The 23,552-nt window shown below is 63.6% G+C and carries 21 protein-coding genes and 1 pseudogene; 3 read left to right on the forward strand and 19 right to left on the reverse strand.

Annotated features, from left to right (window positions below; genetic code table 11):
• Nucleotides 1-2: 2 nt before the first annotated feature.
• The 15 genes and pseudogenes from AACG97_RS25365 to AACG97_RS25430 form a co-directional block, all read right to left on the reverse strand.
• Nucleotides 3-491, reverse strand: coding sequence for an Hcp family type VI secretion system effector (locus AACG97_RS25365; protein ID WP_029885899.1), 489 nt, complete (start codon nt 489-491; stop codon nt 3-5).
• A 249-nt stretch (nt 492-740) separates the two neighbouring features.
• The gene (locus tag AACG97_RS25370; RefSeq protein WP_009681299.1) at nt 741-1,193 is read right to left on the reverse strand and encodes a DUF2867 domain-containing protein; all 453 of its coding nucleotides are present in this window, start codon (nt 1,191-1,193) and stop codon (nt 741-743) included.
• Nucleotides 1,194-1,379: 186 nt separating this feature from the next.
• Nucleotides 1,380-2,264 (reverse strand): methyl-accepting chemotaxis protein, encoded by an 885-nt coding sequence (locus AACG97_RS28185; RefSeq protein WP_370593776.1) that lies wholly within the window; start codon nt 2,262-2,264, stop codon nt 1,380-1,382.
• A pseudogene (locus tag AACG97_RS28190) lies at nt 2,238-2,978 on the reverse strand (HAMP domain-containing protein); the annotation flags it as partial. The pseudogene AACG97_RS28190 and the gene AACG97_RS28185, both read right to left, overlap by 27 nt.
• Before the next feature lie 585 nt (nt 2,979-3,563).
• The gene (locus AACG97_RS25380) at nt 3,564-4,856 is read right to left on the reverse strand and encodes an adenylosuccinate synthase (RefSeq protein WP_009681301.1); all 1,293 of its coding nucleotides are present in this window, start codon (nt 4,854-4,856) and stop codon (nt 3,564-3,566) included.
• 56 nt (nt 4,857-4,912) lie between these two features.
• Entirely contained in the window at nt 4,913-6,100 is a 1,188-nt protein-coding gene (locus AACG97_RS25385; protein ID WP_009681302.1) for an ATP phosphoribosyltransferase regulatory subunit, read from the reverse strand.
• A gap of 301 nt (nt 6,101-6,401) precedes the next feature.
• Nucleotides 6,402-7,271: a protease modulator HflC gene (hflC, locus tag AACG97_RS25390; protein WP_009681303.1), complete on the reverse strand. Its 870-nt coding sequence runs from the start codon at nt 7,269-7,271 to the stop codon at nt 6,402-6,404.
• Nucleotides 7,271-8,452, reverse strand: a complete 1,182-nt coding sequence (gene hflK, locus AACG97_RS25395; RefSeq protein ID WP_009681304.1) for an FtsH protease activity modulator HflK — start codon at nt 8,450-8,452, stop codon at nt 7,271-7,273. Before hflK ends, hflC begins: the two co-directional genes overlap by 1 nt.
• A gap of 96 nt (nt 8,453-8,548) precedes the next feature.
• Nucleotides 8,549-9,850, reverse strand: coding sequence for a ribosome rescue GTPase HflX (gene hflX, locus AACG97_RS25400; protein ID WP_009681305.1), 1,302 nt, complete (start codon nt 9,848-9,850; stop codon nt 8,549-8,551).
• A gap of 12 nt (nt 9,851-9,862) precedes the next feature.
• Nucleotides 9,863-10,123 (reverse strand): RNA chaperone Hfq, encoded by a 261-nt coding sequence (hfq, locus tag AACG97_RS25405; RefSeq protein ID WP_003258160.1) that lies wholly within the window; start codon nt 10,121-10,123, stop codon nt 9,863-9,865.
• 94 nt (nt 10,124-10,217) lie between these two features.
• Nucleotides 10,218-11,189 carry a tRNA (adenosine(37)-N6)-dimethylallyltransferase MiaA gene (gene miaA, locus AACG97_RS25410; protein WP_197885663.1) on the reverse strand — a complete coding sequence of 324 codons (972 nt, stop codon included), beginning with the start codon at nt 11,187-11,189 and terminating at the stop codon, nt 10,218-10,220.
• 1 nt (nt 11,190) lies between these two features.
• Complete coding sequence (gene mutL, locus AACG97_RS25415; RefSeq protein WP_054904836.1) at nt 11,191-13,089, reverse strand: DNA mismatch repair endonuclease MutL; 1,899 nt, start codon at nt 13,087-13,089, stop codon at nt 11,191-11,193.
• Nucleotides 13,086-14,516, reverse strand: coding sequence for an N-acetylmuramoyl-L-alanine amidase (locus AACG97_RS25420; RefSeq protein WP_009681308.1), 1,431 nt, complete (start codon nt 14,514-14,516; stop codon nt 13,086-13,088). Before AACG97_RS25420 ends, mutL begins: the two co-directional genes overlap by 4 nt.
• Nucleotides 14,517-14,527: 11 nt before the next feature.
• Nucleotides 14,528-15,001 carry a tRNA (adenosine(37)-N6)-threonylcarbamoyltransferase complex ATPase subunit type 1 TsaE gene (gene tsaE, locus AACG97_RS25425; protein ID WP_009681309.1) on the reverse strand — a complete coding sequence of 158 codons (474 nt, stop codon included), beginning with the start codon at nt 14,999-15,001 and terminating at the stop codon, nt 14,528-14,530.
• Nucleotides 14,989-15,849: an NAD(P)H-hydrate dehydratase gene (locus AACG97_RS25430; RefSeq protein WP_009681310.1), complete on the reverse strand. Its 861-nt coding sequence runs from the start codon at nt 15,847-15,849 to the stop codon at nt 14,989-14,991. The genes tsaE and AACG97_RS25430 overlap by 13 nt, the downstream gene beginning before the upstream one ends.
• Before the next feature lie 65 nt (nt 15,850-15,914).
• On the opposite strand from AACG97_RS25430, the gene queG reads away from it, so the two are divergent.
• Nucleotides 15,915-16,979, forward strand: coding sequence for a tRNA epoxyqueuosine(34) reductase QueG (gene queG, locus AACG97_RS25435; protein WP_054904838.1), 1,065 nt, complete (start codon nt 15,915-15,917; stop codon nt 16,977-16,979).
• Nucleotides 16,980-17,459: 480 nt separating this feature from the next.
• Here queG and AACG97_RS25440 read toward each other — a convergent pair whose 3' ends face one another.
• Both AACG97_RS25440 and orn read right to left on the reverse strand, forming a co-directional pair.
• The gene (locus AACG97_RS25440) at nt 17,460-18,071 is read right to left on the reverse strand and encodes a trimeric intracellular cation channel family protein (protein WP_003249516.1); all 612 of its coding nucleotides are present in this window, start codon (nt 18,069-18,071) and stop codon (nt 17,460-17,462) included.
• Nucleotides 18,072-18,162: 91 nt separating this feature from the next.
• The gene (gene orn / locus AACG97_RS25445) at nt 18,163-18,705 is read right to left on the reverse strand and encodes an oligoribonuclease (protein ID WP_009681312.1); all 543 of its coding nucleotides are present in this window, start codon (nt 18,703-18,705) and stop codon (nt 18,163-18,165) included.
• Between the two features lie 152 nt (nt 18,706-18,857).
• Between orn and rsgA the strand changes: the two genes are divergently transcribed.
• Nucleotides 18,858-19,889 (forward strand): small ribosomal subunit biogenesis GTPase RsgA, encoded by a 1,032-nt coding sequence (rsgA, locus tag AACG97_RS25450; protein ID WP_009681313.1) that lies wholly within the window; start codon nt 18,858-18,860, stop codon nt 19,887-19,889.
• Nucleotides 19,890-19,965: 76 nt separating this feature from the next.
• On the opposite strand, the gene motB is transcribed toward rsgA, so the two are convergent.
• Both motB and motA read right to left on the reverse strand, forming a co-directional pair.
• Entirely contained in the window at nt 19,966-20,988 is a 1,023-nt protein-coding gene (gene motB / locus AACG97_RS25455) for a flagellar motor protein MotB (RefSeq protein WP_009681314.1), read from the reverse strand.
• 3 nt (nt 20,989-20,991) lie between these two features.
• Nucleotides 20,992-21,843 (reverse strand): flagellar motor stator protein MotA, encoded by an 852-nt coding sequence (motA, locus tag AACG97_RS25460; protein WP_009681315.1) that lies wholly within the window; start codon nt 21,841-21,843, stop codon nt 20,992-20,994.
• 130 nt (nt 21,844-21,973) lie between these two features.
• Between motA and AACG97_RS25465 the strand changes: the two genes are divergently transcribed.
• On the forward strand, nt 21,974-23,509 hold the full coding sequence (locus tag AACG97_RS25465; protein ID WP_232555064.1) for an HDOD domain-containing protein: 1,536 nt from the start codon (nt 21,974-21,976) through the stop codon (nt 23,507-23,509).
• Nucleotides 23,510-23,552 lie beyond the last annotated feature (43 nt).

Here is a 23,552-nt window from a genome sequence, read left to right on the forward strand (position 1 = left end):
CCTCACGCATACTTCTTGTTGGCGATGCGGTCCCAGCCGCCGGTCACGTTGCCGCCCGCGCTGCCGTCGCGGCGTTTCTGCCGCGTATAGGTGGTCTTGATGCGGCCGTAGTTCAATTGAATCACTTCTATCGGCACCCCGGCGCTGGCGCTCTGGGCGTAATCGGCGATGATCACTTCTTCGAGAACGACTTCGTAGTACTTGAGCTTTTCGGTACCGGCACGGCACACCACTAGCTTCACTTCCTTCAGGTGCTGCCCGGCACAGCTAGCCTCCAGCAGCTTGCAGCTAGCACTGTCCAGGTATTTGGTGAAGGTAAAGTTGGTGAGTGTGGTGCGGCCTGATGATGCGCCACCCGCTGAGCTTGCGGTGGCAGAGGTGCTCTGATTGGCACCGAACTTGTAGCCGATGATTTCGATCCAGTTGGCGTACTGCTCGTCCAGTGCTTCGCCAGTGATTTCCGCGATTTGAATATAGGCATCGAAAGCCATGCTTACCTCTCCTTGGTAAAAATTGGGCTGATAACGACGATGTTCCGACATCGCCGTACTGAGGTTGTTCCTGAAGAAAGCGGCGAAGTTTGCCGAGCGCCTTCAGGCAAGATCGACACTAGCTCCCTGCGTCTAGCGCTGCAACAGCAAACATTCTAACGAGACCTATTTGGGAAATACCCTACAATTTTGAGGAAGATGCAGACTTGATCACGTAAATGAATGTTTCACCTTCATATTCAGCGCTGTCTACAAATTCGCCAACATCCGACGCACGATCAGGCCATGTACCTGGCCAACCGGCAGCATGTACAGCCGGCCAAAGGCATTGAAACACCGCACCGACGTGGTCACTTTCAAGCGCTGCCCATTCACATCCATGCAGACCATCACCGCCAAGTGCGTATCGCGCGACGTCAGCACCAGTTGCTGGTCGCTGATGGCCTCGACAGTGAAGAAGTCCAGATGCTCGCCGTCGGCTGGCACATGCCCAGGATTCTGGGGAGTGAAGCCATGGATATCGGCGACATTGAATCGACGCGAGATGAAGTCACGAATGCGGAAGGCCTTGGCCAGCCAGGCGGGAACATCCGAGGTCATGGCGCAGTAGGCTTGCAGGGCGGTCATCGGGGCAGTGAGCTGTATGCTGGCACTGTGGAGAAAATCGAGGTCTGCCTGGGCGGCGACCAATTGGGCGGACATGAGCAACTCCCTTTGTCATGTGTCGCTGACAGCATAGCAACATGACTTGCTGTAGGAGCGGCCTTGTGTCGCGAAAGGGCCGCGAAGCGGCCCCAGCAATAGATGTGTTTACGCGAATATCCTGGGACCGCTTTGCGGCCCTTTCGCGACGCAAGGCCGCTCCCACAAGAAGAGACTGCGCAGGATTCAGGCCCGGAACTGGCCCAGGCTGGCGCGTAGCTGAGCCGCCAAGTCATCCAGCACCTTGCTGCTGGCCGTGGTCTGCATCACCACCTCAGCCGAGCGTTCGGCCTGGGCATGGATGTTCTCCACCCGCCCCCGCACCGCCTGTGCGCCATGGGCCTGTTGTTCGGCTGCGCGAGTCGCCAAACCAATGGCCGCGTGAACTTGCTCCACCGCAGCCTGCACCGACTGCTGGCGACGTTCGTTGTCGCGCAGCACCAACAGGCCTTCACTGGCCTTGAGCCCGGCCTGGCTGATAGTAGCCACGGCCTCCTTGGCGCCCTTCTGTAACGCGGCGATGTGCGACTGTATATCGCCAGTGGAGCTTTGTGTCTTGCTCGCCAGCGCCCGCACCTCATCGGCCACCACGGCAAACCCGCGCCCGGTCTCGCCTGCCCGGGCCGCCTCGATGGCGGCGTTCAAGGCCAGCAGGTTGGTCTGCTCGGCGATGCCGTGAATAACCGTCAGCACCACTTCGATCTGCTCACTCTGCTTGGCCAGGCGCTCGATCACCTGGGAGCCCGTCTCCACTTGGCCGGCCAGGTTCTCGATCAAGCTCGCCAGCTGGGTCGAGCTGCGGCTGTTCTCGTCGGTGGCCTGGCGAATATCCACCACCTGCTGCAGAGCCGCCTGCATCGCATGGCTTTCGGCCTGGGCTTCGTCAGCCATGCTCGACAGGTCGCGCAGGCTGGCTGCCACTTCATCACGCTGCAGCGCGGCAGCAGCATCGGCGCCGGCATTGCGCTGGGCCATCGCGCCTATCTCCACGCCGGTACGCTGCGCCACTTCGCCCGCCTCCCGCACGATTGGCTGCAGCTTGTCGACAAAACGGTTCACCGCCGAGGCCATGTCGCCAATTTCATCGCGGCTGTCGAGCGACACGCGCTTGGTCAGGTCGCCCTCGCCGGCCGCAAGGTCATTCAGGGCAGTTATCAACAGGCGCAACTTGCTCAGCACCCGGCGCCCCAGCACCACGGCCACGACCAGCAATACACCTAGCCCCACCACCGCCAAGCCCAGACCGATGCGCCAACGCAGCTCGGCAGCGGCATCGCGTACGGTCTGCGCGGTATTGGCCTGCATTGCCGCTGCACTGCCCTGTGCTTTCTCCAGACGTTCGCGCAGGGTGTTGCCGCTGTCGGCGGCAGCACCGTTCAGGCTGTCGCCAACCAACTGCTCACCACTGGCAATCAGCGCCGAAAAGCGCTGGTCAAGGGCCTTGAGTTCCTGGTCGATGCCTGCGGTGGAAACCCCCATGACCACTTTGCCGATTTCCGCACCATTGGGGTTGATCGGCGCTTCCACGAAGTACACCGCCGGGTCGCGCCGGGCGGCGTCGATCACCTTGTCCAGCGCGCGCTCGCCTTGGCCTTTCTCCATCAACGCCTGGTTGATCGGGTTTTGCCGGTTCAGGTAGCGGGTCAGGTGCTGCCCCTGGGCGTCGTCGTAGATCACGAACAGCACATTGGGATTGCGCTGGGCGCGGCGGGCGAAGTCGGAGAGTACCGGCACGTCGTTATCCCAGATCGCCCGCGGGGCGACCGAGGCCAGTAACTCGGCCATGTCGCTGGCCGAATCCTTGAGGTTCTTCTCCAGGGTGCTGCGCAGTTGCTGCTGCTCGCTTTGCAGGCGCGTCGCCAACCCCGCGCTGAGGCGCTGGCGAGTGCTACTGGACAGGCCGTCGAGGCCCGAACGTACATCCTGCCCGGCTTGCTCCAGCTCGCTGGCGAGTTGGCGGCTGTCATTACCCAGGCGCTCGCCAAGGTCGGCCTCAAGGGCAGTCACCGTGCTGCGGGTGAGGGCAACGGCAACCAGTACCTGCACCAAAAGCGCGATACCAAGGGCAACAAACACAGGCCGCAGAAGGCGGCTTCGTAACAGTGAGAGGATGGCAGACACGTTGTAACCCTCGTGTTTTCTGGCGCCACTATTTTGATGGCATCGTCAGATGTTTCTTACAGCAAGGGTTGTGCCGGGGGGAGCAGGGATATGCGCCAAGGTTGAGCAACGGGGTTGCCTAGGCTGGTCCTATCGCCTGCAAGCCAGCTTCCACAGAAAGCCCACAGCGCTCAAGGCAGGCATACGCCACAAACAAAAACGCCGCAGCCCCTTTCAGGGCCACGGCGTCAGATCAGCCTGGAGGGCAGATCAGGCGAACGGATGACGCAGGACGATGGTCTCGTTGCGGTCCGGGCCGGTCGAAATGATGTCGATCGGGGCGCCGACCAACTCTTCGATGCGCTTGATGTAGTTGCGCGCGGCCTGCGGCAGCTCTTCCAGGGTTTTCACGCCCAGGGTCGACTCGCTCCAGCCTGGCATCGCTTCGTACACCGGCTCCAGGCCGATGTAGCTGTCGGCATCGGAAGGTGCGTCGATGACGGCACCGTTCTCGTTCTTGTAGCCAACGCAGATGTTGATGGTTTCCAGGCCGTCGAGCACGTCCAGCTTGGTCAGGCAGATGCCCGAGATGCTGTTGACGTCGATGGCGCGACGCAGGATCACGGCGTCGAACCAGCCGCAACGGCGAGCACGGCCGGTGGTGGAGCCGAATTCGTGGCCACGCTTGGCCAGGGTTGCGCCGGTTTCGTCGAACAGCTCGGTCGGGAACGGACCGGAACCCACGCGCGTGGTGTAGGCCTTGGTGATGCCCAGGATGTAGTCCAGGTACATCGGGCCCACGCCGGAACCGGTGGAGATACCACCAGCCGTGGTATTGGAGCTGGTGACGTACGGGTAGGTACCGTGGTCGATGTCCAGCAGCGAACCCTGGGCGCCCTCGAACATGATGTCCTTGCCGGCGCGGCGCAGGTTGTGCAGCTCGGCGGTGACGTCGAGCATCATCGGCTTGAGCTGTTCAGCGTAGGCCATGCACTCGTCCAGGGTCTGCTGGAAGTCGATGGCCGGCTCTTTGTAGTAGTTCACCAGCTGGAAGTTGTGGTAATCCAGCAGCTCACCGAGCTTGGCAGCGAAACGCTCGCGGTGGAACAGGTCACCCACGCGCAGGCCGCGGCGGGCGACCTTGTCTTCGTAGGCTGGGCCGATGCCGCGGCCAGTGGTGCCGATCTTGGCTTCGCCACGGGCTTTTTCACGGGCCTGGTCCAGGGCCACGTGGTACGACAGGATCAGCGGCGCTGCCGGGGAGATGCGCAGGCGCTCGCGCACCGGTACGCCCTTCTCTTCCAGCTTGGTGATTTCACGCATCAGCGCATCCGGGGCAACGACCACGCCGTTGCCGATCAGGCACTGTACGCCTTCACGCAGGATGCCGGACGGAATCAGGTGCAGAACGGTTTTTTCACCGTTGATCACCAGGGTGTGGCCCGCATTGTGGCCACCCTGGTAGCGCACTACGGCGGCAGCATGTTCGGTCAGCAGATCGACGATCTTGCCTTTGCCCTCATCACCCCACTGGGTGCCCAGGACGACGACATTCTTACCCATTACATTGGTCCTCATTCACGCAAACTTGGTTGCCGGCCTGTTGCCGACGCAGAAACTCACTGGGCCAGCGGCAGAACCTGCCAGCGCCCGTCTTGCTGAATCAATTGCCGATCACAATCCGCCTCGAGAGCAGCACTCAACGGCTGGCCAGGCAGAGCCTGAACCACACGCTGGCCCTCGCTGCGCAACTGGCAGACTTGCTGCCAGAGGGCCGCGTCGCCACTGTCGGGCATCCAGATGCCGCCAGTTGGCAATACGACCTCCGCTCGCCCCAGTGTGACCAGGGTCTTCAAATCCGTGGAGAAACCTGTGGCTGGGCGTGCCCGGCCAAAATCGGCGCCGATGTCGTCATAGCGCCCGCCCTGGGCAATGGACTGCCCCTCGCCCGGCACGAACACGGCGAACACCACACCGGTGTGGTAGTGGTAACCGCGCAGCTCACCGAGGTCGAAGTACAGCGGCAGTTCCGGGTAGCGCGACGCCAGCCGGTCCGCGATCGCCAGCAGGTCGTCCAGCGCGGCCAGCACGCTGGCCGGGGCGCGCCCCAGGCGCACGCGCGCTTCGTTCAGCACTTCACGGCCGCCGCACAGCTCGACCAGCGCACGCAACATGTTGCCCAGGTCCTTGGGCAGGTCGGCAGTCAAGGCTTGCACCTCATCGACCGACTTGCGTTGCAGCGCGTCGAACAACTGCTGCTCCACTGCTCCGGACAGGCCGGCCGCCCGGGCCAGGCCGCGGTAGATGCCGACGTGGCCAAGGTCCATGTGTACGTCCGGCACGTCAGCCAGTTGCAGCGTGGCAAGCATCAGGCTGATGACTTCGACGTCGCTGGTAGGGCTGGCATCGCCATACAACTCGGCACCCAGCTGGATCGGGCTGCGCGAGGTGGACAGTGCGCGCGGTTGGGCGTGCAGCACGCTACCGGCATAGCACAACCGGCTTGGGCCTTCACGGCGCAAGGTGTGCGCGTCGATACGGGCCACCTGCGGGGTGAAGTCGGCGCGGAAGCCCATCAGGCGGCCGGACTGCGGGTCCACCACCTTGAAGGTGCGCTGGTCCAGGTCCTGGCCGGCGCCGGTCAGCAGCGACTCCAGGTACTCGATATGCGGGGTGACGACCAGTTCGTAGCCCCAACCCTGGAACAGGTCCAACACCTGGCGGCGCGCGATCTCGATACGCGCGGCCTCAGGTGGCAGTACTTCCTCGATGCCATCTGGCAGCAGCCAGCGGTCTACCGTTGCCATTACGCCATTTCCCCTCTGGTCCGGGCGGCTTGCCAGCAGGCGAGCCGTCAGTAAAGCCGGTATCGCGCACAGCAGCGGGCAGCACTGATCCCAGCGCAGCCACCGTACCCGATACCCTCGAATTGCCTTGCGAGCTGAGCAAACCGTCAACCGGCGCTGTGCCAATCAACCTTGCAGACGCAAAAAAGCCGGGAAATTTCCCGGCTGCCTCATGATACACCCCTTTTCATTCAGGATGCACCCCGCCTGGTGTTTTAGCTGCCAGGCGGAGCGCTGCCGCATGAAAATCAGGGCCTGAGCATTACGGCTTGCTCTTGTCCAGGAAGCGGAAGAACTCGTTCTTCGGATCCAGGACCAGCACGTCGCTCTTGCTCGAGAAGCTTTCGCGGTACGCCTGCAGGCTACGGTAGAACGCATAGAAGTCCGCGTCCTGGGTGTAGGCCTTGGCATAGATGGCGGCCGCCTGGGCGTCGCCGTCACCGCGGGTTTCTTCCGCTTCGCGGTACGCTTCGGCCAGCAGCACACGGCGCTGGCGGTCGGCGTCGGCACGAATACCTTCGGCCAGCTCGTTACCCTTGGCGCGGTGCTCGCGGGCTTCACGCTCACGCTCGGTACTCATGCGGTCGAACACGCTGCGGTTGACTTCCTTCGGCAGGTCGATGGCCTTGACGCGCACATCGATCACCTCGATGCCCAGCTCCTTGTTGGCCATGCGGTTCAGCGATGCGGTGATGTCAGCCATCAGCGCGTCGCGTTCACCGGAAACCACCTCGTGCAGGGTACGTTTACCGAACTGGTCACGCAGGCCGCTTTCCAGGCGACGCGAAAGCCGCTCGTCGGCGATCTGCTTCATGCCCGACGTGGCGGTATAGAAGCGCTCGGCGTCCTTGACGCGCCACTTGGCGTAGGCGTCGACCATCACCGCTTTCTTCTCCAGGGTCAGGAACCGCTGGGTCGGGGCGTCGAGGGTCATGAGGCGGGCGTCGAACTTGCGTACCTGGTTCACGTACGGGATCTTCACGTGCAGGCCTGGCTGAACATCTGCCTGGACCACCTTACCGAAGCGCAGCAGCACTGCACGCTCGGTCTGGGACACGATATAGAAGCTGTTCCAGGCCACGATGGCCAGGACCACGGCGGCGATCAGGGCGATCAGCGATCTGTTGCTCATCAGCGGCTCTCCCTAGTGCGCAGCGGCTGCTGTTGCTGTTGCATGTCCTGCGCCGCACGCGCGGCCGCATCGTTGGCCGATGGCGATACGCTGGTGGTTGGCGCGGACGCGTTGCGGCTGCCTTCGACCATTTTGTCCAGCGGCAGGTAGAGCAGGTTGTTCTGCCCATCCTTGGTTGCCACCATGACCTTGCTCGAATTGCTGTAGACCTCTTGCATGGTCTCCAGGTACAGACGCTGGCGGGTCACGTCAGGTGCCTTGCGGTACTCGCCGAGCAACTTGCTGAAGCGATCGGCCTCACCCTTGGCGCGGGCGATGACTTCGTCGCGGTAGCCGTTGGCGTCTTCGATGATGCGCTGCGCCTGACCACGGGCTTCCGGCACCACGCCATTGGCATAGGACTCGGCCTGGTTGCGGGCGCGCTGCTCGTCTTCACGGGCACGGATCACGTCATCGAAGGCTTCCTGCACTTCACGCGGGGCTGCCGCGCTCTGTACGTTGACCTGGGTAACGGTGATACCCGTGCGGTAGTTGTCGAGGAAGCGCTGCAGGCGCTCGCGGATATCCACGGCCATCTGCTCACGGCCTTCGGTCAGTACCTGGTCCATCGAGGTGGAACCCACCACGTGGCGCAAGGCACTGTCGGTGGCGTGCTGCAAGCTCACCTCAGGCTGGTCGACGTTGAGCACGAAGTCCTGCAGGTTGCTGATCTTGTACTGCACGGTCAGCGGCACCTCGACGATGTTCTCGTCTTCGGTCAGCATCTGGCCCTGCTTGGTGTAGGCACGCTCACGCGTGACGTTCTCCATGTACTTGCGATCGATTGGCGGGAAGTAGATGTTCAGGCCGGGACCGACCGTTTCATAGTACTTGCCGAAGCGCAGCACCACGGCCTGCTCCTGCTCGTCGACCACATACACGGCGTTGTACAGCCAGATGGCAGCCAGCACCGCCAGGCCGATGCCCAGCAGACCGAAGCCACCGCCCTTGCCGATGTTGCGGTCACCGCCGCCACGTTTCTTCTTGCCGCCGAACATGCCATTGAGGCTGTCCTGCAGTTTGCGGAAGGCCTCGTCCAGATCCGGCGGACCTTTCTTGTCACCACCGCCGCCACCGCCACCACGGCGGCCGCCCCAGGGATCCTGATTGTTCGAGTTGCCACCCGGCTCGTTCCAAGCCATAGCGCTCTCCATCTGATAAAGCAAAGACGCGCCCACGGCGCGCCGTCCAATGCTACAGAATGCCTGTCACTGCTGCCCGGCGACCTCGACGGGCATTTATTGCAAAGTGTGTTGCTCGACAAACACTTGCGGCTCCATGCCTTCGCGGCTGACCAGGCGATTCAGTTCGACCATGGGCAGTCGCACGCTCAGCAGGCTGCGCCCTTCTTCATCATGCTCTTCACTCTGCACCGCACCCAAGGCAAAGAATTGCGCGCGCAAGCGGGCAAAACGCTGCTCCAGGCAAAGGGTACCGACAAACAGATCTTCCCCCAGCAACTCGGCAATCGCCTGGCCGACCAGCTCCAGGCCACGCCCATCGCGTGCCGATACCCAGACCCGTTCCGGCTTGCCATCGGCATTGCGCTGGATCTGCGGCTCGACATCTTCGAGCAGGTCGAGTTTGTTATACACCTCGAGGATCGGCAAGCCTTCGGCGCCAATCTCGCCCAAAACCGCCAGCACTTGCTCGATCTGTTCCATGCGCTCGGGCTCATGGGCATCGATCACATGCAGCAACAGGTCGGAGTTGCTCGACTCTTCGAGCGTAGCGCGAAATGCCTCGACCAGCTTGTGCGGCAAATGGCGAATGAAGCCCACGGTGTCGGCCAGCACGATCGGGCCAAGGTCGTTGAGCTCGAGCCGGCGCAAGGTCGGGTCGAGGGTAGCGAACAGCTGGTCCGCGGCGTACACCTCGGATTCGGTCAGGGCGTTGAACAGCGTGGACTTGCCAGCGTTGGTGTAACCCACCAGCGACACCGAAGGGATGTCTGCACGCTTGCGCCCGCGCCGTGCCTGCTCGCGCTGGCTACGGACCTTTTCCAAGCGCGACTTGATCTGGCGGATGCGCACGCGCAACAGGCGCCGGTCGGTTTCCAGCTGGGTTTCACCCGGGCCGCGCAGGCCGATACCCCCTTTTTGCCGCTCCAGGTGAGTCCAGCCACGCACCAACCGCGTGCTCATGTGCTCCAGCTGGGCCAGTTCGACCTGCAGCTTGCCTTCATGGGTACGCGCCCGTTGGGCGAAGATATCGAGGATCAGCCCGGTGCGGTCGAGCACACGACACTCGAACACACGTTCAAGGTTGCGCTCCTGGCTGGGCGTGAGGGTGTGATTGAAAATCACCAGGTCTACCTGTTCGGCATGGACCAGGTCGTGCAGCTCTTCGACCTTGCCACTGCCAATCAGGTATTTGGCGGAAGGCTGATGCCTTGTCACCGTGACCAGCGAAATGATGTCGGCACCGGCCGACAATGCCAGTTCCTGAAACTCCTGCGGGTCTTCGCGCGCCTCAGGGTTCTGACCTTCCAAGTGAACGAGCAACGCCCGCTCACCACCACCGTGGCGCTCAAAGAACAATGCAGGCTCCTATCAGGCGTTGCCTGGCTCGCTGTCACCGTGCTCGGAATCGGACGGGCTTGGCAGGCGAACCGGACGGGCTGGCACCACGGTCGAAATGGCGTGCTTGTAGACCATCTGGCTCACGGTGTTCTTCAGCAGTACCACGAACTGGTCGAACGACTCGATCGAACCCTGCAGTTTGATGCCGTTGACCAGGTAAATGGAAACCGGGACCTTCTCTTTTCTCAAAGTGTTCAGGTAAGGGTCTTGTAGCGAATGCCCTTTTGACATATGCCGCACTCCTGTAAGGATAAATAATAGAAAATCAATGAAATCGATAAATTAGGCCGCCCCTTCGCAAGAATAGACGGCAATCAGCAGGGACTCAGCTCAATATGGAGATGGGCCCCAGGTATTTCAAGGTGCGGGACAGATTGTCGCAGACCAGGCTGTCTAGCCAGTGTACGTCAGGCCAGCCACGCAACCAGGTGAACTGCCGTTTGGCCAGCTGCCGGGTCGCGATGATACCGCGTTCACGCATTTCACTCTCTGACAGCTTGCCGTCCAGGTAATCCCAGACTTGCCGATACCCCACTGCCCGTATAGACGGTAACCCGGCGTGCAAGTCACTTCTGGCTCGCAGTGATCGGACCTCGTCGATAAAGCCCTGTTCCAGCATCTGCGAAAATCGTAACGCAATTCGCTGATGCAAAATGTGACGATCTGTAGGAGCAATCGCCAAGCTGGCGACAGTATAGGGCAAATGCCCGCCAGCGCCTGCGTCTGCGCCGCGACTTTCAGCGAATTGACGTTGCCGGTGAGCCGTCATGCTCTCACCGCTCACCCGGTAGACCTCCAGGGCGCGGATCAACCGCTGCGGGTCGTTGGGGTGAATGCGCGCCGCCGACACCGGGTCGACCTCGGCCAGTTGGCGGTGCAACTCGCCCAGCCCCAAGGCCGCCGCCTGGGCTTCAAGCTCGGCACGCACGCCCGCATCGGCCGCTGGCATGTCGGCAAGGCCGTCGACCAACGCTTTGTAATACAGCATGGTACCGCCGACCAGCAGCGGGATTTTGCCGCGCCCGCTGATCTCGGCCATGGCCTGCAGTGCGTCGGTGCGAAACTGCGCGGCCGAGTAGCTTTCGGCCGGGTCGCGGATGTCGATCAAGCGATGCGGGTGGGCGGCAAGGACTGCTTTCGACGGTTTGGCCGAGCCGATGTCCATGCCGCGGTAGATCAGCGCCGAATCAACGCTGATCAGCTCGCACGGCAGCACTTTGGTCAGTTCGATGGCCAGGTCGGTCTTGCCGGCGGCCGTCGGACCCATGAGGAATATCGCTGGGGGCTTGCCGCTCATTTCATCGACCGCGCAGGAAAAGTTTGTCCAGGTCGTCCAGGCCCATCTGGGTCCAGGTGGGACGGCCGTGGTTGCACTGGCCGCTGCGCTCGGTGTTTTCCATATCGCGCAGCAGGGCGTTCATCTCGGGAATGGCCAGGCGCCGGTTGGCGCGTACCGCGCCGTGGCAGGCCATGGTGCCGAGCAGCTCGTTGAGGTGGGCCTGAATACGGTCGCTGGTGCCGTATTCCATCAGGTCGGCCAGCACATCCTGCACCAGGCGGTTGGCCTCGGCCTGCTTGAGCAAGGCCGGGATCTGGCGGATGGCCAGGGTTTCCGGGCCCAGCCGCTGCAGTTCGAAGCCCAGGCGCTGGAACCACTGCGCGTGCTCTTCGGCGCAGTCGGCTTCGCGCTGGCTCAGGGCCAGGGTTTCCGGCACCAGCAGCGGCTGGCCGCTGAGGCCCTCGCTGGCCATGGCTACCTTCAGGCGCTCGTACATGATGCGCTCGTGGGCGGCGTGCATATCGACCAGCACCAGGCCGACAGCGTTCTCGGCCAGGATGTAGATACCCTTCAGCTGCGCCAGCGCGTAACCCAGCGGCGGAATGTCGCCCTGGCTTTCCGGCAGGGTGGCTGCCGGGGCGGCGCCATTGTCCAGCGGCTTGTAAAACTCGCGGTACACCGCCTGCGCCTCGGCCGCCGGCAGCGGTGGCGAGGGCCGCGGGGTGTACTGGTACTGGTAACCGGCACCACTACCGCCGTTGCTGGCGGTGTGTTGCGGCGCACGTGGCTGCTCGAGCACAGGCGAAGCAAGGCGCATTTCCCCCTGCGGGCCGAACTCACCGGCCTGCTGGCCAGTGGCGCGCATCGCTTCAGGCACCGCAGCCGGGGCGGCCAGTTGGTCTTCCGGGCGCACATCGGCCAGGGCCCGGTGCAGGGTGCCGTACAGGAAGTCGTGCACCGAACGCCCTTCGCGGAAGCGCACTTCATGCTTGGTCGGGTGCACGTTGACATCGACGCCGTTGGGTTCCAGCTCAAGGAACAGCACAAAGGTCGGGTGCCGGCCGTTGAACAGCACGTCACGGTAGGCCTGGCGTACGGCGTGGGCCACCAGCTTGTCGCGCACCGCACGGCCGTTGACGAAGAAGTACTGCAGGTCGGCCTGGCTGCGCGAGAAGGTCGGCAGCCCAACCCAGCCCCACAGGCGCAGGCCGTTGCGCTCGACGTCGATCGGCAGCGCCTGCTCCATGAAGCCCGGGCCGCAGATGGCACCCACCCGCCGCGCACGCGCCACTTCATCATGGGCCTCGTGCAGGCTGAGGATGCTCTTGCCATTGTGGCGCAAGTGGAAGCCGACGTCGAAACGCGCCAACGCCAGGCGCCGGATGACCTCCTGCAGGTGATCGAACTCGGTTTTCTCGGCCTTGAGGAACTTGCGCCGCGCCGGGGTATTGAAGAACAGGTCACGCACTTCGACCGAAGTACCCACCGGGTGGGCCGCCGGCTGCACCCGCGGGAGCATGTCGCGGCCTTCGGTTTCAACCTGCCAGGCTTCTGTGGCACTGGCAGTACGCGAGGTCAGGGTCAGGCGCGCCACCGAGCTGATCGAGGCCAGGGCTTCGCCACGGAACCCCAGGCTCAATACGCCTTCAAGGTCTTCCAGCTCACGGATTTTGCTGGTGGCATGACGGGCCAGCGCCAGCGGCAGGTCGTCGGCAGAAATACCGCTGCCATCATCCCGCACCTTCAGCAGCTTGACGCCGCCCTGCTCCACTTCCACATCGATGCGCCGGGCTCCGGAGTCCAGGCTGTTTTCCAGCAGTTCCTTGGCTACCGAGGCCGGCCGCTCGACCACCTCGCCAGCGGCGATCTGGTTGGCCAGCCGCGGGCTGAGCAGCTGGATGCGCGAACCACCACTCATTGCGAAGCCAATGTGGTGGCAGGGATATCCAGACGCTGGCCGACCTTCAGCTCATCGGACTTCAGGCTGTTGGTGTTGCGCAAGCTGGCCACACTGACCTGGTAGCGCACCGCCAGCATTGCCAGGGTTTCGCCTGGGCGCACCGTGTGCTCACGTGGGCCGGCGGCAATCTTGCCGGTGTCACGCAGCCAGGCGATATAGGTGCCAGGCGGCGGGTTCTGCTGGAAGAACTGGCGCACCCCGGTATGAATCGACCGCGCAAGCGCTTGCTGATGGCTGCGACTGGCCAGCTTGGCCGCCTCACTGGCGTTGGAGATAAACCCGGTCTCGACTAGGATCGACGGAATGTCGGGCGACTTCAGCACCATGAAGCCAGCCTGTTCCACACGCTGCTTGTGCAGCGAGGTGATGCGGCCCATGTTGCCCAGCACTTTCTGCCCGACATTCAGGCTGGAGCTGAGCGTGGCCGTCATCGACAGGTCGAGCAGCACACCCGCGAGCATGCGGTCCTTGTCGTCGAGGCTGACGTTGCCGGCGCCCCCGATCAGGTCGGAACGGTTTTCCGTGTCTGCCAGCCAGCGTGCGGTTTCGGAGGTAGCGCCACGGTCGGACAGGGCAAACACCGATGCGCCGAACGCAGCCTTGGACGGCGCGGCGTCGGCGTGGATCGAAACGAACAGGTCGGCGCCCTTCTTGCGGGCGATTTCGGTGCGTTTGCGCAGCGGAATGAAGTAGTCACCGGTGCGGGTCAGTTCGGCGCGGAAGCCCTTTTCCGTGTTGATCTGGCGCTGCAGCTCCTGGGCGATCTGCAGCACGATGTCTTTTTCATGCTGGCCGCGCGAGCCGGAAGCACCCGGGTCCTCGCCGCCATGACCGGCGTCGATGGCAATGACGATGTCGCGCTTGCCGCTAGGTACCGGCGGCAGCTTGATGGCTGGCTGGGTCGGCGTGACCGGGACCGCTGGCGTGGTGGCAGGCGTTTGCACTGGGGTCGGTGGTGGGGTTGGCGCCGTGGCCGCGATGGCATCGGCTTCCTGATCGTACAGGTCGACCACCAGGCGGTTGCCGTACTGGGCATTGGGCGCCAGGGTAAAGCTCTTGGGGGTGACCGACTTCTTCAGGTCAACGACCACACGCAGGTCGGTCGGCGTGCGCTGGGCCGAACGCACGCTGCTGATCGGCGTGTTGGAAGTCGCCACTTTCAATGGCGCCGCCAAGGTCGCGCCATTGATGTCGATAACCAGGCGATCCGGTGCGCTCAAGGTGAAGACGCTGTGCTGCACGGGGCCAGACAGGTCGAAGACCAGCCGCGTGTTGTCTGGCGCGCGCCACAGGCGCACGCTCTTGACTTGAGTGACGGCCAGAGCGTCAACGGTCACCGTTGTCAGCAGCAGCCCAACGATGGCGACCAGTGCGCGTATGCGCATACCTACCCCACTTACTGTTTATAGTGTTTGGCCAGTGCCACGCACCAGGCCTCGCCGCGAGCCCCCTGCGGCGACAGGTTCAGCGAGCGTCCGCCCGCTTGGGGGCTTATGGTAATGGTCAGGTCGGGCTTTGGCAAAACGCCCGCACCCTTTTGTGGCCACTCGAACAGGCACAACGGGTCGCCCTCGAAATAGTCACGAATCCCCATGAACTCCAGCTCCTCCGGATCGACCAGCCGATACAGGTCGAAGTGAAAAGCTCGGACAGCGCCGATCTCGTAGGGTTCGACCACGGTGAACGTCGGGCTTTTCACTGCACCAGTATGGCCCAGGCCACGGATCAGGCCACGCGAGAGCGTGGTTTTACCCGCCCCCAGGTCGCCTTCCAGGAAAATGACACCGCGACCACCGGTCACTTCGGCCATTTTTGCACCAAAGTCGACTGTAGCCGCTTCATCGGCCAGAAACAGATTTAAGCCACACACGCAGAATGCTCCTCCAACAACGCTCGAATGACCGGCGCCAGATCGCTGGCCGCCAGGCCCCTGCCTTCAACCCCCAGACGCTCACCGGCACAGGCGTGAAGCCAGGTACCCAGGCAGCCGGCACTCCAGGCGTCCAGCCCCTGGGCCAGCAACGCCGCCAGCACCCCGGTCAGCACATCGCCCAAGCCCGCGCCGGCCATGGCCGGGTGCCCGCGCTCGCACAGCATCAACTGGCCGGACGGGTGCGCCACCAGGGTACCTGCCCCTTTGAGCAGGCACACACTGTTGTAGCGCCGCGCCAGCTTGCGCGCAGCGCCCGGCCGGTCGGCCTGCACCGCTTCGGTGGAAATGCCCAGAAGCCGCGCCGCTTCCCCGGGGTGAGGGGTGAGAATGCTACCGCTGGGCAGGGCCAATGGGGTGCCTGCCAGCAAATTCAGGGCGTCGGCGTCCCATACCTGCGGGCGCTCGGCGTTCGCCACTGCCGACAACAGGCTCCGGCCCCAGGCAGCCTGCCCAAGGCCAGGGCCCACCACCAGTACCGTGGCGCGCTCCAGCACGCCGACCAACTGGTTGGCCGACTGTACCCCCAGGCACATCACCTCAGGCAGGCGGGCCAGGCTCGCGGGTAGATGTTCGGGCCGGGTCGCCACGCTGACCAGGCCGGCGCCGCAGCGCAAGGCGGCTTCGGCGCTGAGCAGCACAGCGCCACCGGTGCCCAGGTCGCCGCCCACTACCAGCACATGGCCGAAGTCGCCTTTGTGCGCATGCGGGTGCCGTGCCGGCAGGTGTGCGACAGTCACGCTGCTGAGCAGTTGTAGAGTGTTGCCAGGGTGTTTGGTCTGCGGCATGGGGTCAAAGGCTCCAATGTCTGGCAGAATTATACGCACCTGAGCCCGTATTGCCTTGCCCATCCATGCCTGCCTCTACACCTGACCTCGCCCAACTGGCCCAATCGATCAAGATATGGGGCCAGGAACTCGGTTTTGCCCACGTCGGCATCGCCGGGGTCGACCTTGGCGAACACGAACAGCACCTGCAGCGCTGGCTAGACGCCGGTTACCAGGGCGAAATGGAGTACCTGGGTGCCCATGGCAGCAAACGGGCGCACCCCGACCAACTGATTCCCGGCACGGTACGCGTGGTCTCGCTGCGCATGGACTACCTGCCCGGCGATACGCAGATGGCGCAACGCCTGGCGCAACCGGAAAAAGCCTACGTGTCACGCTACGCCCTGGGCCGTGACTACCACAAGCTGGTGCGCAAGCGCGTGCAATTCCTGGCAGACCGTATCCAGCAAGCCATCGGCCCGTTCGGCTACCGCGCCTTCGTCGACAGTGCCCCAGTGCTGGAGAAGGCCCTGGCCGAGCAGGCCGGGCTGGGCTGGATCGGCAAGAACACCCTGCTGCTCAACCGCAAGGCCGGCAGTTATTTCTTCCTGGCCGAACTGTTCGTTGACCTGCCGTTGCCGGTGGACGAAGCCACCACCAGTGAACACTGCGGGCGTTGCCAGGCGTGCCTGGACATCTGCCCGACCCAGGCGTTCGTCGGGCCCTATGTGCTGGACGCGCGGCGTTGCATCTCGTACCTGACCATCGAGCTGAGAGGGCCTATTCCTGTCGAACTGCGCTCGATGATGGGTAACCGTGTATTCGGTTGCGACGACTGCCAGATCGTCTGCCCGTGGAACCGCTTCGCCAAGCACAGCCAGGAGCAGGATTTCCAGCCGCGGCATGGGTTGGAGAATGCCGAGCTGGCCCAGATGTTCCTGTGGGATGAGCGTACTTTCCTGCGCAAGACCGAGGGCGGGCCGCTACGCCGGGCAGGCTATGAGCGGTTCTTGCGCAACCTGGCGGTGGGCTTGGGCAATGCGCCGCCGACGATACCGGTGATCGAGGCGCTGAAGGCGCGGCGCGAGGATGCCTCGGAGCTGGTGCGCGAGCATGTCGAGTGGGCGCTGGCCCGGCACGGCATTCAATAGCTACACGGCCCACTGTGGGAGCGGGCGCGCCCGCGAAGCAGGCAACTCGGTGGATGCACCGGCTTCGCCGGTGTTCGCGGGCATGCCCGCTCCTACAGGGACCGCGCCGGACTTGGGGCAGGTTTACTGCTGGTGGGAGCGGGCGCGCCCGCGAAGCAGGCAACGCGGTGGGTGGCACCGGCTGCGCCGGTGTTCGCGGGCATGCCCGCTCCTACAGGGACCGCGCCGGGCTTGGGGCAGGTTTACTGCTGGTGGGAGCGGGCGCGCCCGCGAAGCAGGCAACGCGGTGGGTGGCACCGGCTGCGCCGGTGTTCGCGGGCATGCCCGCTCCTACAGGGACCGCGCCGGGCCTGGGGCAGGTTTACTGCTGGTGGGAGCGGGCGCGCCCGCGAAGCAGGCAACGCGGTGGGTGGCACCGGCTGCGCCGGTGTTCGCGGGCATGCCCGCTCCTACAGGGACCGCGCCGGGCTTGGGGCAGGTTTACTGCTGGTCGTTGTAGTGGAACTTGGGCATTTCCCAATGGAAACGAATCGCCAGCAAGCGCACCAGGAACCCACCAAAGAGGGTCAGCAGCATCGCCTGCTCCGCCGGCACCTTGAAATACACGCAGCCCAGGTAGAACCACGCCGCGGCGAACGACACGCTGGCGTACAGCTCGCGGCGGAACACCAGCGGGATGTCGTTGCAGAAGATATCGCGCAAGATCCCACCGAACACCCCCGTGATCACCCCGCTGATCGAAGCCACCAGCATGCCCTGCCCCATTTCCAGCGCCGTCATGCAGCCAATCAGGGTAAACGCCACCAGCCCCAGTGCGTCTAGCACCAGGAACAGCGAGCGCAGGCGGCGCATCATTGGCGCGATGAAAATGGTCAAAAGAGCAGCAAAGCTGGTCAATACCAGGTACTCAGGGTGTTTCACCCAGGTCAGCGGATAGTGCCCGAGCAACACATCGCGCACCGACCCGCCACCCAGGGCGGTAACACAGGCGATCAGCACCACGCCGAACCAGTCCATGCCGCGACGCCCGGCAGACAACGCACCGGTCATGGCTTCGGCAGTGATGGCAATGAGGTAGAGCATCAGCAACATGGTGCGGGTCCGTGCGGGAAAGGCGCGCAGTCTAACCAGTTGCCCAAGGCACCAAAAGGGGGCGCAGCCAGAATATCTGCGCCGTAACGGTTCACACCTTGATGAAATGTTCGCGGTAGTGGCGCAACTCGGCAATCGATTCGCGAATGTCGTCCAGCGCCAGGTGCGTATTGCCCTTCTTGAAACTGTCACGCACGTCCGGCGCCCAGCGCGCTGCCAGTTCTTTCAGCGTCGAGACATCCAGGTTGCGGTAGTGGAAGTAGTTTTCCAGGTTGCGCATGTGCCGGTAGAGGAAGCGACGGTCCTGGCAGATGCTGTTGCCGCAGATCGGCGATTTGCCTTTGGGCACCCACTGTTCGAGGAATGCAATGGTCTGGGCCTCGGCCTCGGCCATGCCGACCTTGCTGTCGCGCACCCGCTGGGTCAGGCCAGACGCGCCATGGGTGCGGGTGTTCCACTCGTCCATGCGGGCCAGTACTTCATCGCTGTGGTGGATGGCGATCACCGGGCCTTCGGCCAGGGTGTTCAGCTCGCTGTCGGTGACAATGGTGGCCATTTCGATGATGACGTCGCTGTCCGGATCGAGGCCGGTCATTTCCAGGTCGATCCAGATCAGGTTCTGTGGGTTTTGCATGCAGAAGCTCCTCATATAGCCCGTCATATTAGCCTAGTGGCCCAGCCACGCCCATTCACCGCCACAAGGTAAGGGCAATGGTGCAACGCCTGGCGTGCTAAACTGCCTGCCGTTTTCAATGCCCTGACCCGGGCCCTTCTCACGGAATGTTCATGGCCAAACGCCAGCTCAATCGCCGCCAGAACTGGCGCATCGAAAAAATCCAGGGCGAGCGTGCTGCTCGCGCGGCCAAACGCGAGCAGCATGTGCTGCAGGAACTGGAAGGTGGCGACCTGGGACCGGAACAACTTGGCCTGGTGATTGCCCACTTTGGCGTGCAGGTCGAGGTGGAGGCCCAGGATGGCGACGTTGCAGGCCAGGTGTTCCGCTGCCACTTGCGCGCCAACCTGCCAGCACTGGTCACTGGCGACCGCGTGGTATGGCGTGCAGGCAACCAGGGCATAGGCGTGATCGTGGCGCAGATGCCACGCAGCACCGAACTGTGCCGGCCAAACAACCATGGCCAGTTGAAACCGGTCGCAGCCAACGTCGACCTCATCGTGATCGTGTTTGCCCCGGCCCCGGAACCGCACCCGAACCTGATCGACCGTTACCTGGTCGCTGCCGAGCATGCAGGCCTGCGCCCGCTGCTGCTGCTGAACAAGGCCGACCTGATCAACGCCGAGAACGGCCCCGGCCTGCAGGCGCTGCTGGAGGTTTACCGCGAGCTGGGCTACCCGCTGCTGGAGGTATCTGCCCACCACGGTGATGGCATGCAACGCCTGCAGCAGCAACTTGACGGGCACATCAGCGTGTTCGTCGGCCAGTCGGGTGTGGGCAAGTCTTCGCTGGTCAACAGCCTGCTGCCCGAGGCCGGCACCCGCGTCGGCGACCTGTCGGAATGGTCGGGCCAGGGCACCCACACCACCACCACCGCGCGGCTGTACCATTTCCCCAATGGCGGCGACCTTATCGACTCGCCGGGCATCCGCGAATTCGGCCTTGGCCACGTCAGCCGCAGCGATGTGGAGGATGGCTTCATCGAGTTCCGCGACCTGTTCGGCACCTGCCGCTTCCGCGATTGCAAACATGACCGCGAGCCAGGCTGCGCGTTGCTCAAGGCGCTGGACGATGGCCGGATCTCGCAGCAACGCATGAACAGCTACCGCTCGATCATCGCCAGCCTGACGGAAGACAGCTACTGACCGGGCTGTAAGCCTTCCTCCGCGCTGAGGCCCACCTGCACGGCCCTGCAAAACGCCGTGCAAGGTTCCGCGGGGCCTACTGCTCCTTGCTCTCGTCCATCTTCAGCGTGCCATCCTCGAAGATGTTCAGCTTCTGGCGCAGTTCACGTGGTTGCATCGGCGCCTGATCGGCCCCGGCACCGGACGCCGCGCCACTGGCCGGCGGAACCGCAGGCGGGGCTGCCGGCGCTTGCGGTGCACCCTGTTCGCCCTGCTCGCCCTCGATGTTGCGCTGGGCCTTCTTGGTCAGCACGATGATGTCGATGCGGCGGTTTACCGGGTTGAACGGGTTCTTGCGGTCGAACAGCGATGACGATGCATACCCCACCACCCGAGCCACCTGGCCGTCCGGGTACCCACCTGCCACCAATGCCCGGCGTGCGGCATTGGCGCGGTTGGCCGACAGCTCCCAGTTGCCGAACTCGCCAGTGCCGGCATACGGTTTGGCGTCGGTGTGGCCGCTGATGCTGATCTTGTTGGGCACTGCCTTGATGGTATCGGCCATGGCCAACAGAATGTCTTCGAAATATGGCTGCAGGCGCGCACTGCCGATATCGAACATCGGACGGTTCTCGGCGTCCATGATCTGGATACGCAGGCCATCCTGGGTGATCTCGAACAGGATCTGGTCCTTGAACTTCTGCAGTTGCGGGTTCTCTTCGACCTTGTTCTGCAACTCCTGCAACAGCAATTCAAGGCGCTCGCGCTCGACCTGCTCGGCCATGGTCTCCACTTGGTCCTTGTCCAGCTGGGTAGGCGACGGCTGCGTGGGCTCGGTTTTCACTTCCGGGTTGATGGTTTTGTCCGGCGCCATTTCGGGGGAACCACCCAGGTCGATGACGTAGGGCGTACCACTTTCGGAGAACCCGATCGGGTCCTGGAAGTAACCGGCAATGGCGATCTTCTGCTCAGGCGTGGCCGTGGACAACAGCCACAGCACCAGGAAGAACGCCATCATCGCCGTGGCGAAGTCGGCAAAGGCGATTTTCCAGGCGCCACCGTGGTGGCCGCCGCCAAAGCGCTTGACGCGCTTGACGATGATGGGCTGATTGTTCTCCATGAATCAGCGACCGCGAACCGCTTGTTCCAGCTCGGCGAAGCTTGGGCGGTGCTTGGGGTACAGCACCTTGCGCCCGAACTCGACCGCCAGCGACGGTGGCATGCCCGAAGCCGAGGCCACCAGCGATGCCTTGATCGACTCGTACAGGTTCAGCTCTTCCTTGGCGTCGTGCTCCAGGCACTTGGCCAGCGGGCCGAAGAAGCCGTAGGCCGCGAGAATACCGAAGAACGTACCGACCAGCGCCGCACCCACGTGCATGCCGATGGCCGCCTGGTCCCCATCGCCCAGCGAGGCCATGGTCACCACGATACCCAGCACCGCCGCTACGATACCGAAGCCGGGCATGCCATCGGCGATACCGGTCACCGCATGGGACGGGTGCTCAAGCTCTTCCTTCATGCTCAGCAGCTCCATGTCGAACAGGCCCTCGAGCTCGTGCGGGGCCATGTTGCCGGTAGACATGATGCGCAGGTAGTCGCAGACGAACGCGGTCATGCGCTCATCGGCCAGTACCGTGGGGTACTTGGCGAAAATCGGGCTGGCGGCGGCGTCTTCGATGTCGGCCTCGATGGCCATCATGCCTTCGCGACGGCTCTTGTTGAGGATTTCGTACACCAGCCCCAGTACTTCAAGGTAGAACGCATGGCTGAAGCGCGAGCCGAACATCTTCATCGACTTCTTGATGACGTGCATGGTCATGTAGCCAGGGTTGGCCTGCAGGAATGCACCAAAGGCCGCACCGCCGATAATCAGTACTTCGAACGGCTGGATCAGCGCCGCGATCTTGCCGTGGGAAAGCACGTAGCCGCCGAGCACGCTCGCGAATACGACGATGATGCCGATAATTTTAGCCATAGGTTCAAAGCACTTGCTGTCGTGGTCAGGGGAAGAGACGAGAGCTGTAAAACTCTTCTTCTACTTATCGGCAGAACTGCGCCAGACTATAGCCACACAATGCGAAAAGCCAGTTCGGACTGATGTCAAAATGCCAATTGAAACCAAGGTGCCCGCTCAGGCTCCGCGAACGCCAGAGGCCTGGGTCAAGCTGCTCGAGAGTGTTCGCATCCCGGTGCCGAAGCACAGCTACGACCGGGTCATGGCGGCCATCCACGATAGCCGCCGCTCGCTGCGCGACATCGCCGAACTGATGCAAGATAGCCCGGCGCTGGTGTTGTCGGTGATGCGTGAGGCCAACCACGCCACCAACGCCAGCATGGCCGAACCGGCCGAAAGCCTTGAAGTGGCCCTCAACCGGCTCGGCCTGGAGCGCAGCGAGCTGTTGCTCAAGCGCCTGCCGGCAGTGCCTGTTGAAGAAATCCCGCCGGTTCTGTGCCAGTTCCAGATGATCAGCCAGCACGCAGCGCAGCAGGCCAGCGGCCTGTTCGCCAGCCGCCTGGCGCGGCTGTGGCAGGAAATCCACTGGGGTAGCCTGCTGTTCCTGTCGCCCCTCTGGCCGCTGGCACTGGCCTACCCGAAGCTACTCGACACCTGGGAGCTGCGGGTGATCCACAAGGGTGAAGAGGCCGCCCATGTCGAGGAAGAACTGTTTGGCGTGCGCATAATGGCGCTGTGCCAGACCATGGCCGAATACTGGCGCCTGCCGCAATGGGTGACCCAGGGTTACCGCCTGCTGCTGGAAGAGCGCGAGCAACTGGTCCAGGTGCTGAGCATCGCCCGCGATGAAGACCTGCTCAGCCAGCAACACCGCCTGGACGCAGAGCCCGGCCTGCGGCGCTGGTTCAACCAGCCGGCCAATACCGTATTGCTGGCCAACAATCTGGCCCTGGCGGCGCAGGTCGGCTGGGACAACCCGCACTTGTTACGCTGGCAGCTGCTGACCGCCCTGTACCTGCAGACTTCGCTGGAAGACGTGCAGCAGCAAGTTCACCAGCAGGCGGCCGCCAGCGCCCGTCGCCATGCCCGGCATGCACTGTTCCACCCGGCCGAGGCGCTGATATGGCCGTGGCACCAGCGCCGCCCGCACCCGGACATGCTGGCGGTGCCACCGCCCAGCAGTGAAGAGCTGGCGCGCTGGCGCACACTGTGCCAGCACCTGCTGGCGCAACCCAGCCCGTTCACCAATACCGTGCACCTGGCCACCCAGGCACAAGAGGCCCTGCTGGCCTGCGGCATGCAACGCATCATGCTGCTGAGCCTGGACAAGAGCACCGACACCCTGCGCGTGCAGCAGACCGCTGGTTTGCCCAAGGAAGCCGGGGGCCTGGCCCTGCAAGTGGCGCAGAACAAACTGCTGCAAAAACTGATGAGCCAGGCCGGGCAGCTGCGCATCACCCCGCAGAACCACAGCCAGTTCGCCGCGCTGCTGCCCGCCCCGCTGCGCGCCCTGTTCCGCAGTGAGCACGTGCTGCTGCGCTCGCTGGCGGTGAACGATCAGGTGCTCATGCTGCTGGTGGCCGACCAGGCTTGCAGGCCCATGGCCGACATCAGCGTGCAAGCCTTCGGCAAAACCGTGCAATGCATCGAGCGGGCACTGTCGCTGTTCGCCAACCGCAAAGCCTGAGCCTTGCGCTACAATCGCTCCTCTTTCCACTCTGGAGACCGTG

Origin of the sequence: Pseudomonas sp. Nvir, from assembly GCF_963778085.1 — a bacterium.
Taxonomy (GTDB): domain Bacteria; phylum Pseudomonadota; class Gammaproteobacteria; order Pseudomonadales; family Pseudomonadaceae; genus Aquipseudomonas; species Aquipseudomonas juntendi.

What these genes read in the sequence shown, in the direction of transcription:
- AACG97_RS25365 (WP_029885899.1), bottom strand. Translation starts at nt 491, where the DNA reads ATGGCTTTCGATGCCTATATTCAAATCGCGGAAATCACTGGCGAAGCA.
- AACG97_RS25370 (WP_009681299.1), bottom strand. Translation starts at nt 1,193, where the DNA reads ATGTCCGCCCAATTGGTCGCCGCCCAGGCAGACCTCGATTTTCTCCAC.
- AACG97_RS28185 (WP_370593776.1), bottom strand. Translation starts at nt 2,264, where the DNA reads ATGGCCTCGGCGGTGAACCGTTTTGTCGACAAGCTGCAGCCAATCGTG.
- AACG97_RS25380 (WP_009681301.1), bottom strand. Translation starts at nt 4,856, where the DNA reads ATGGGTAAGAATGTCGTCGTCCTGGGCACCCAGTGGGGTGATGAGGGC.
- AACG97_RS25385 (WP_009681302.1), bottom strand. Translation starts at nt 6,100, where the DNA reads ATGGCAACGGTAGACCGCTGGCTGCTGCCAGATGGCATCGAGGAAGTA.
- hflC (WP_009681303.1), bottom strand. Translation starts at nt 7,271, where the DNA reads ATGAGCAACAGATCGCTGATCGCCCTGATCGCCGCCGTGGTCCTGGCC.
- hflK (WP_009681304.1), bottom strand. Translation starts at nt 8,452, where the DNA reads ATGGCTTGGAACGAGCCGGGTGGCAACTCGAACAATCAGGATCCCTGG.
- hfq (WP_003258160.1), bottom strand. Translation starts at nt 10,123, where the DNA reads ATGTCAAAAGGGCATTCGCTACAAGACCCTTACCTGAACACTTTGAGA.
- miaA (WP_197885663.1), bottom strand. Translation starts at nt 11,189, where the DNA reads ATGAGCGGCAAGCCCCCAGCGATATTCCTCATGGGTCCGACGGCCGCC.
- mutL (WP_054904836.1), bottom strand. Translation starts at nt 13,089, where the DNA reads ATGAGTGGTGGTTCGCGCATCCAGCTGCTCAGCCCGCGGCTGGCCAAC.
- AACG97_RS25420 (WP_009681308.1), bottom strand. Translation starts at nt 14,516, where the DNA reads ATGCGCATACGCGCACTGGTCGCCATCGTTGGGCTGCTGCTGACAACG.
- AACG97_RS25430 (WP_009681310.1), bottom strand. Translation starts at nt 15,849, where the DNA reads ATGCCGCAGACCAAACACCCTGGCAACACTCTACAACTGCTCAGCAGC.
- queG (WP_054904838.1), top strand. Translation starts at nt 15,915, where the DNA reads ATGCCTGCCTCTACACCTGACCTCGCCCAACTGGCCCAATCGATCAAG.
- AACG97_RS25440 (WP_003249516.1), bottom strand. Translation starts at nt 18,071, where the DNA reads ATGTTGCTGATGCTCTACCTCATTGCCATCACTGCCGAAGCCATGACC.
- orn (WP_009681312.1), bottom strand. Translation starts at nt 18,705, where the DNA reads ATGCAAAACCCACAGAACCTGATCTGGATCGACCTGGAAATGACCGGC.
- rsgA (WP_009681313.1), top strand. Translation starts at nt 18,858, where the DNA reads ATGGCCAAACGCCAGCTCAATCGCCGCCAGAACTGGCGCATCGAAAAA.
- motB (WP_009681314.1), bottom strand. Translation starts at nt 20,988, where the DNA reads ATGGAGAACAATCAGCCCATCATCGTCAAGCGCGTCAAGCGCTTTGGC.
- motA (WP_009681315.1), bottom strand. Translation starts at nt 21,843, where the DNA reads ATGGCTAAAATTATCGGCATCATCGTCGTATTCGCGAGCGTGCTCGGC.
- AACG97_RS25465 (WP_232555064.1), top strand. Translation starts at nt 21,974, where the DNA reads ATGCCAATTGAAACCAAGGTGCCCGCTCAGGCTCCGCGAACGCCAGAG.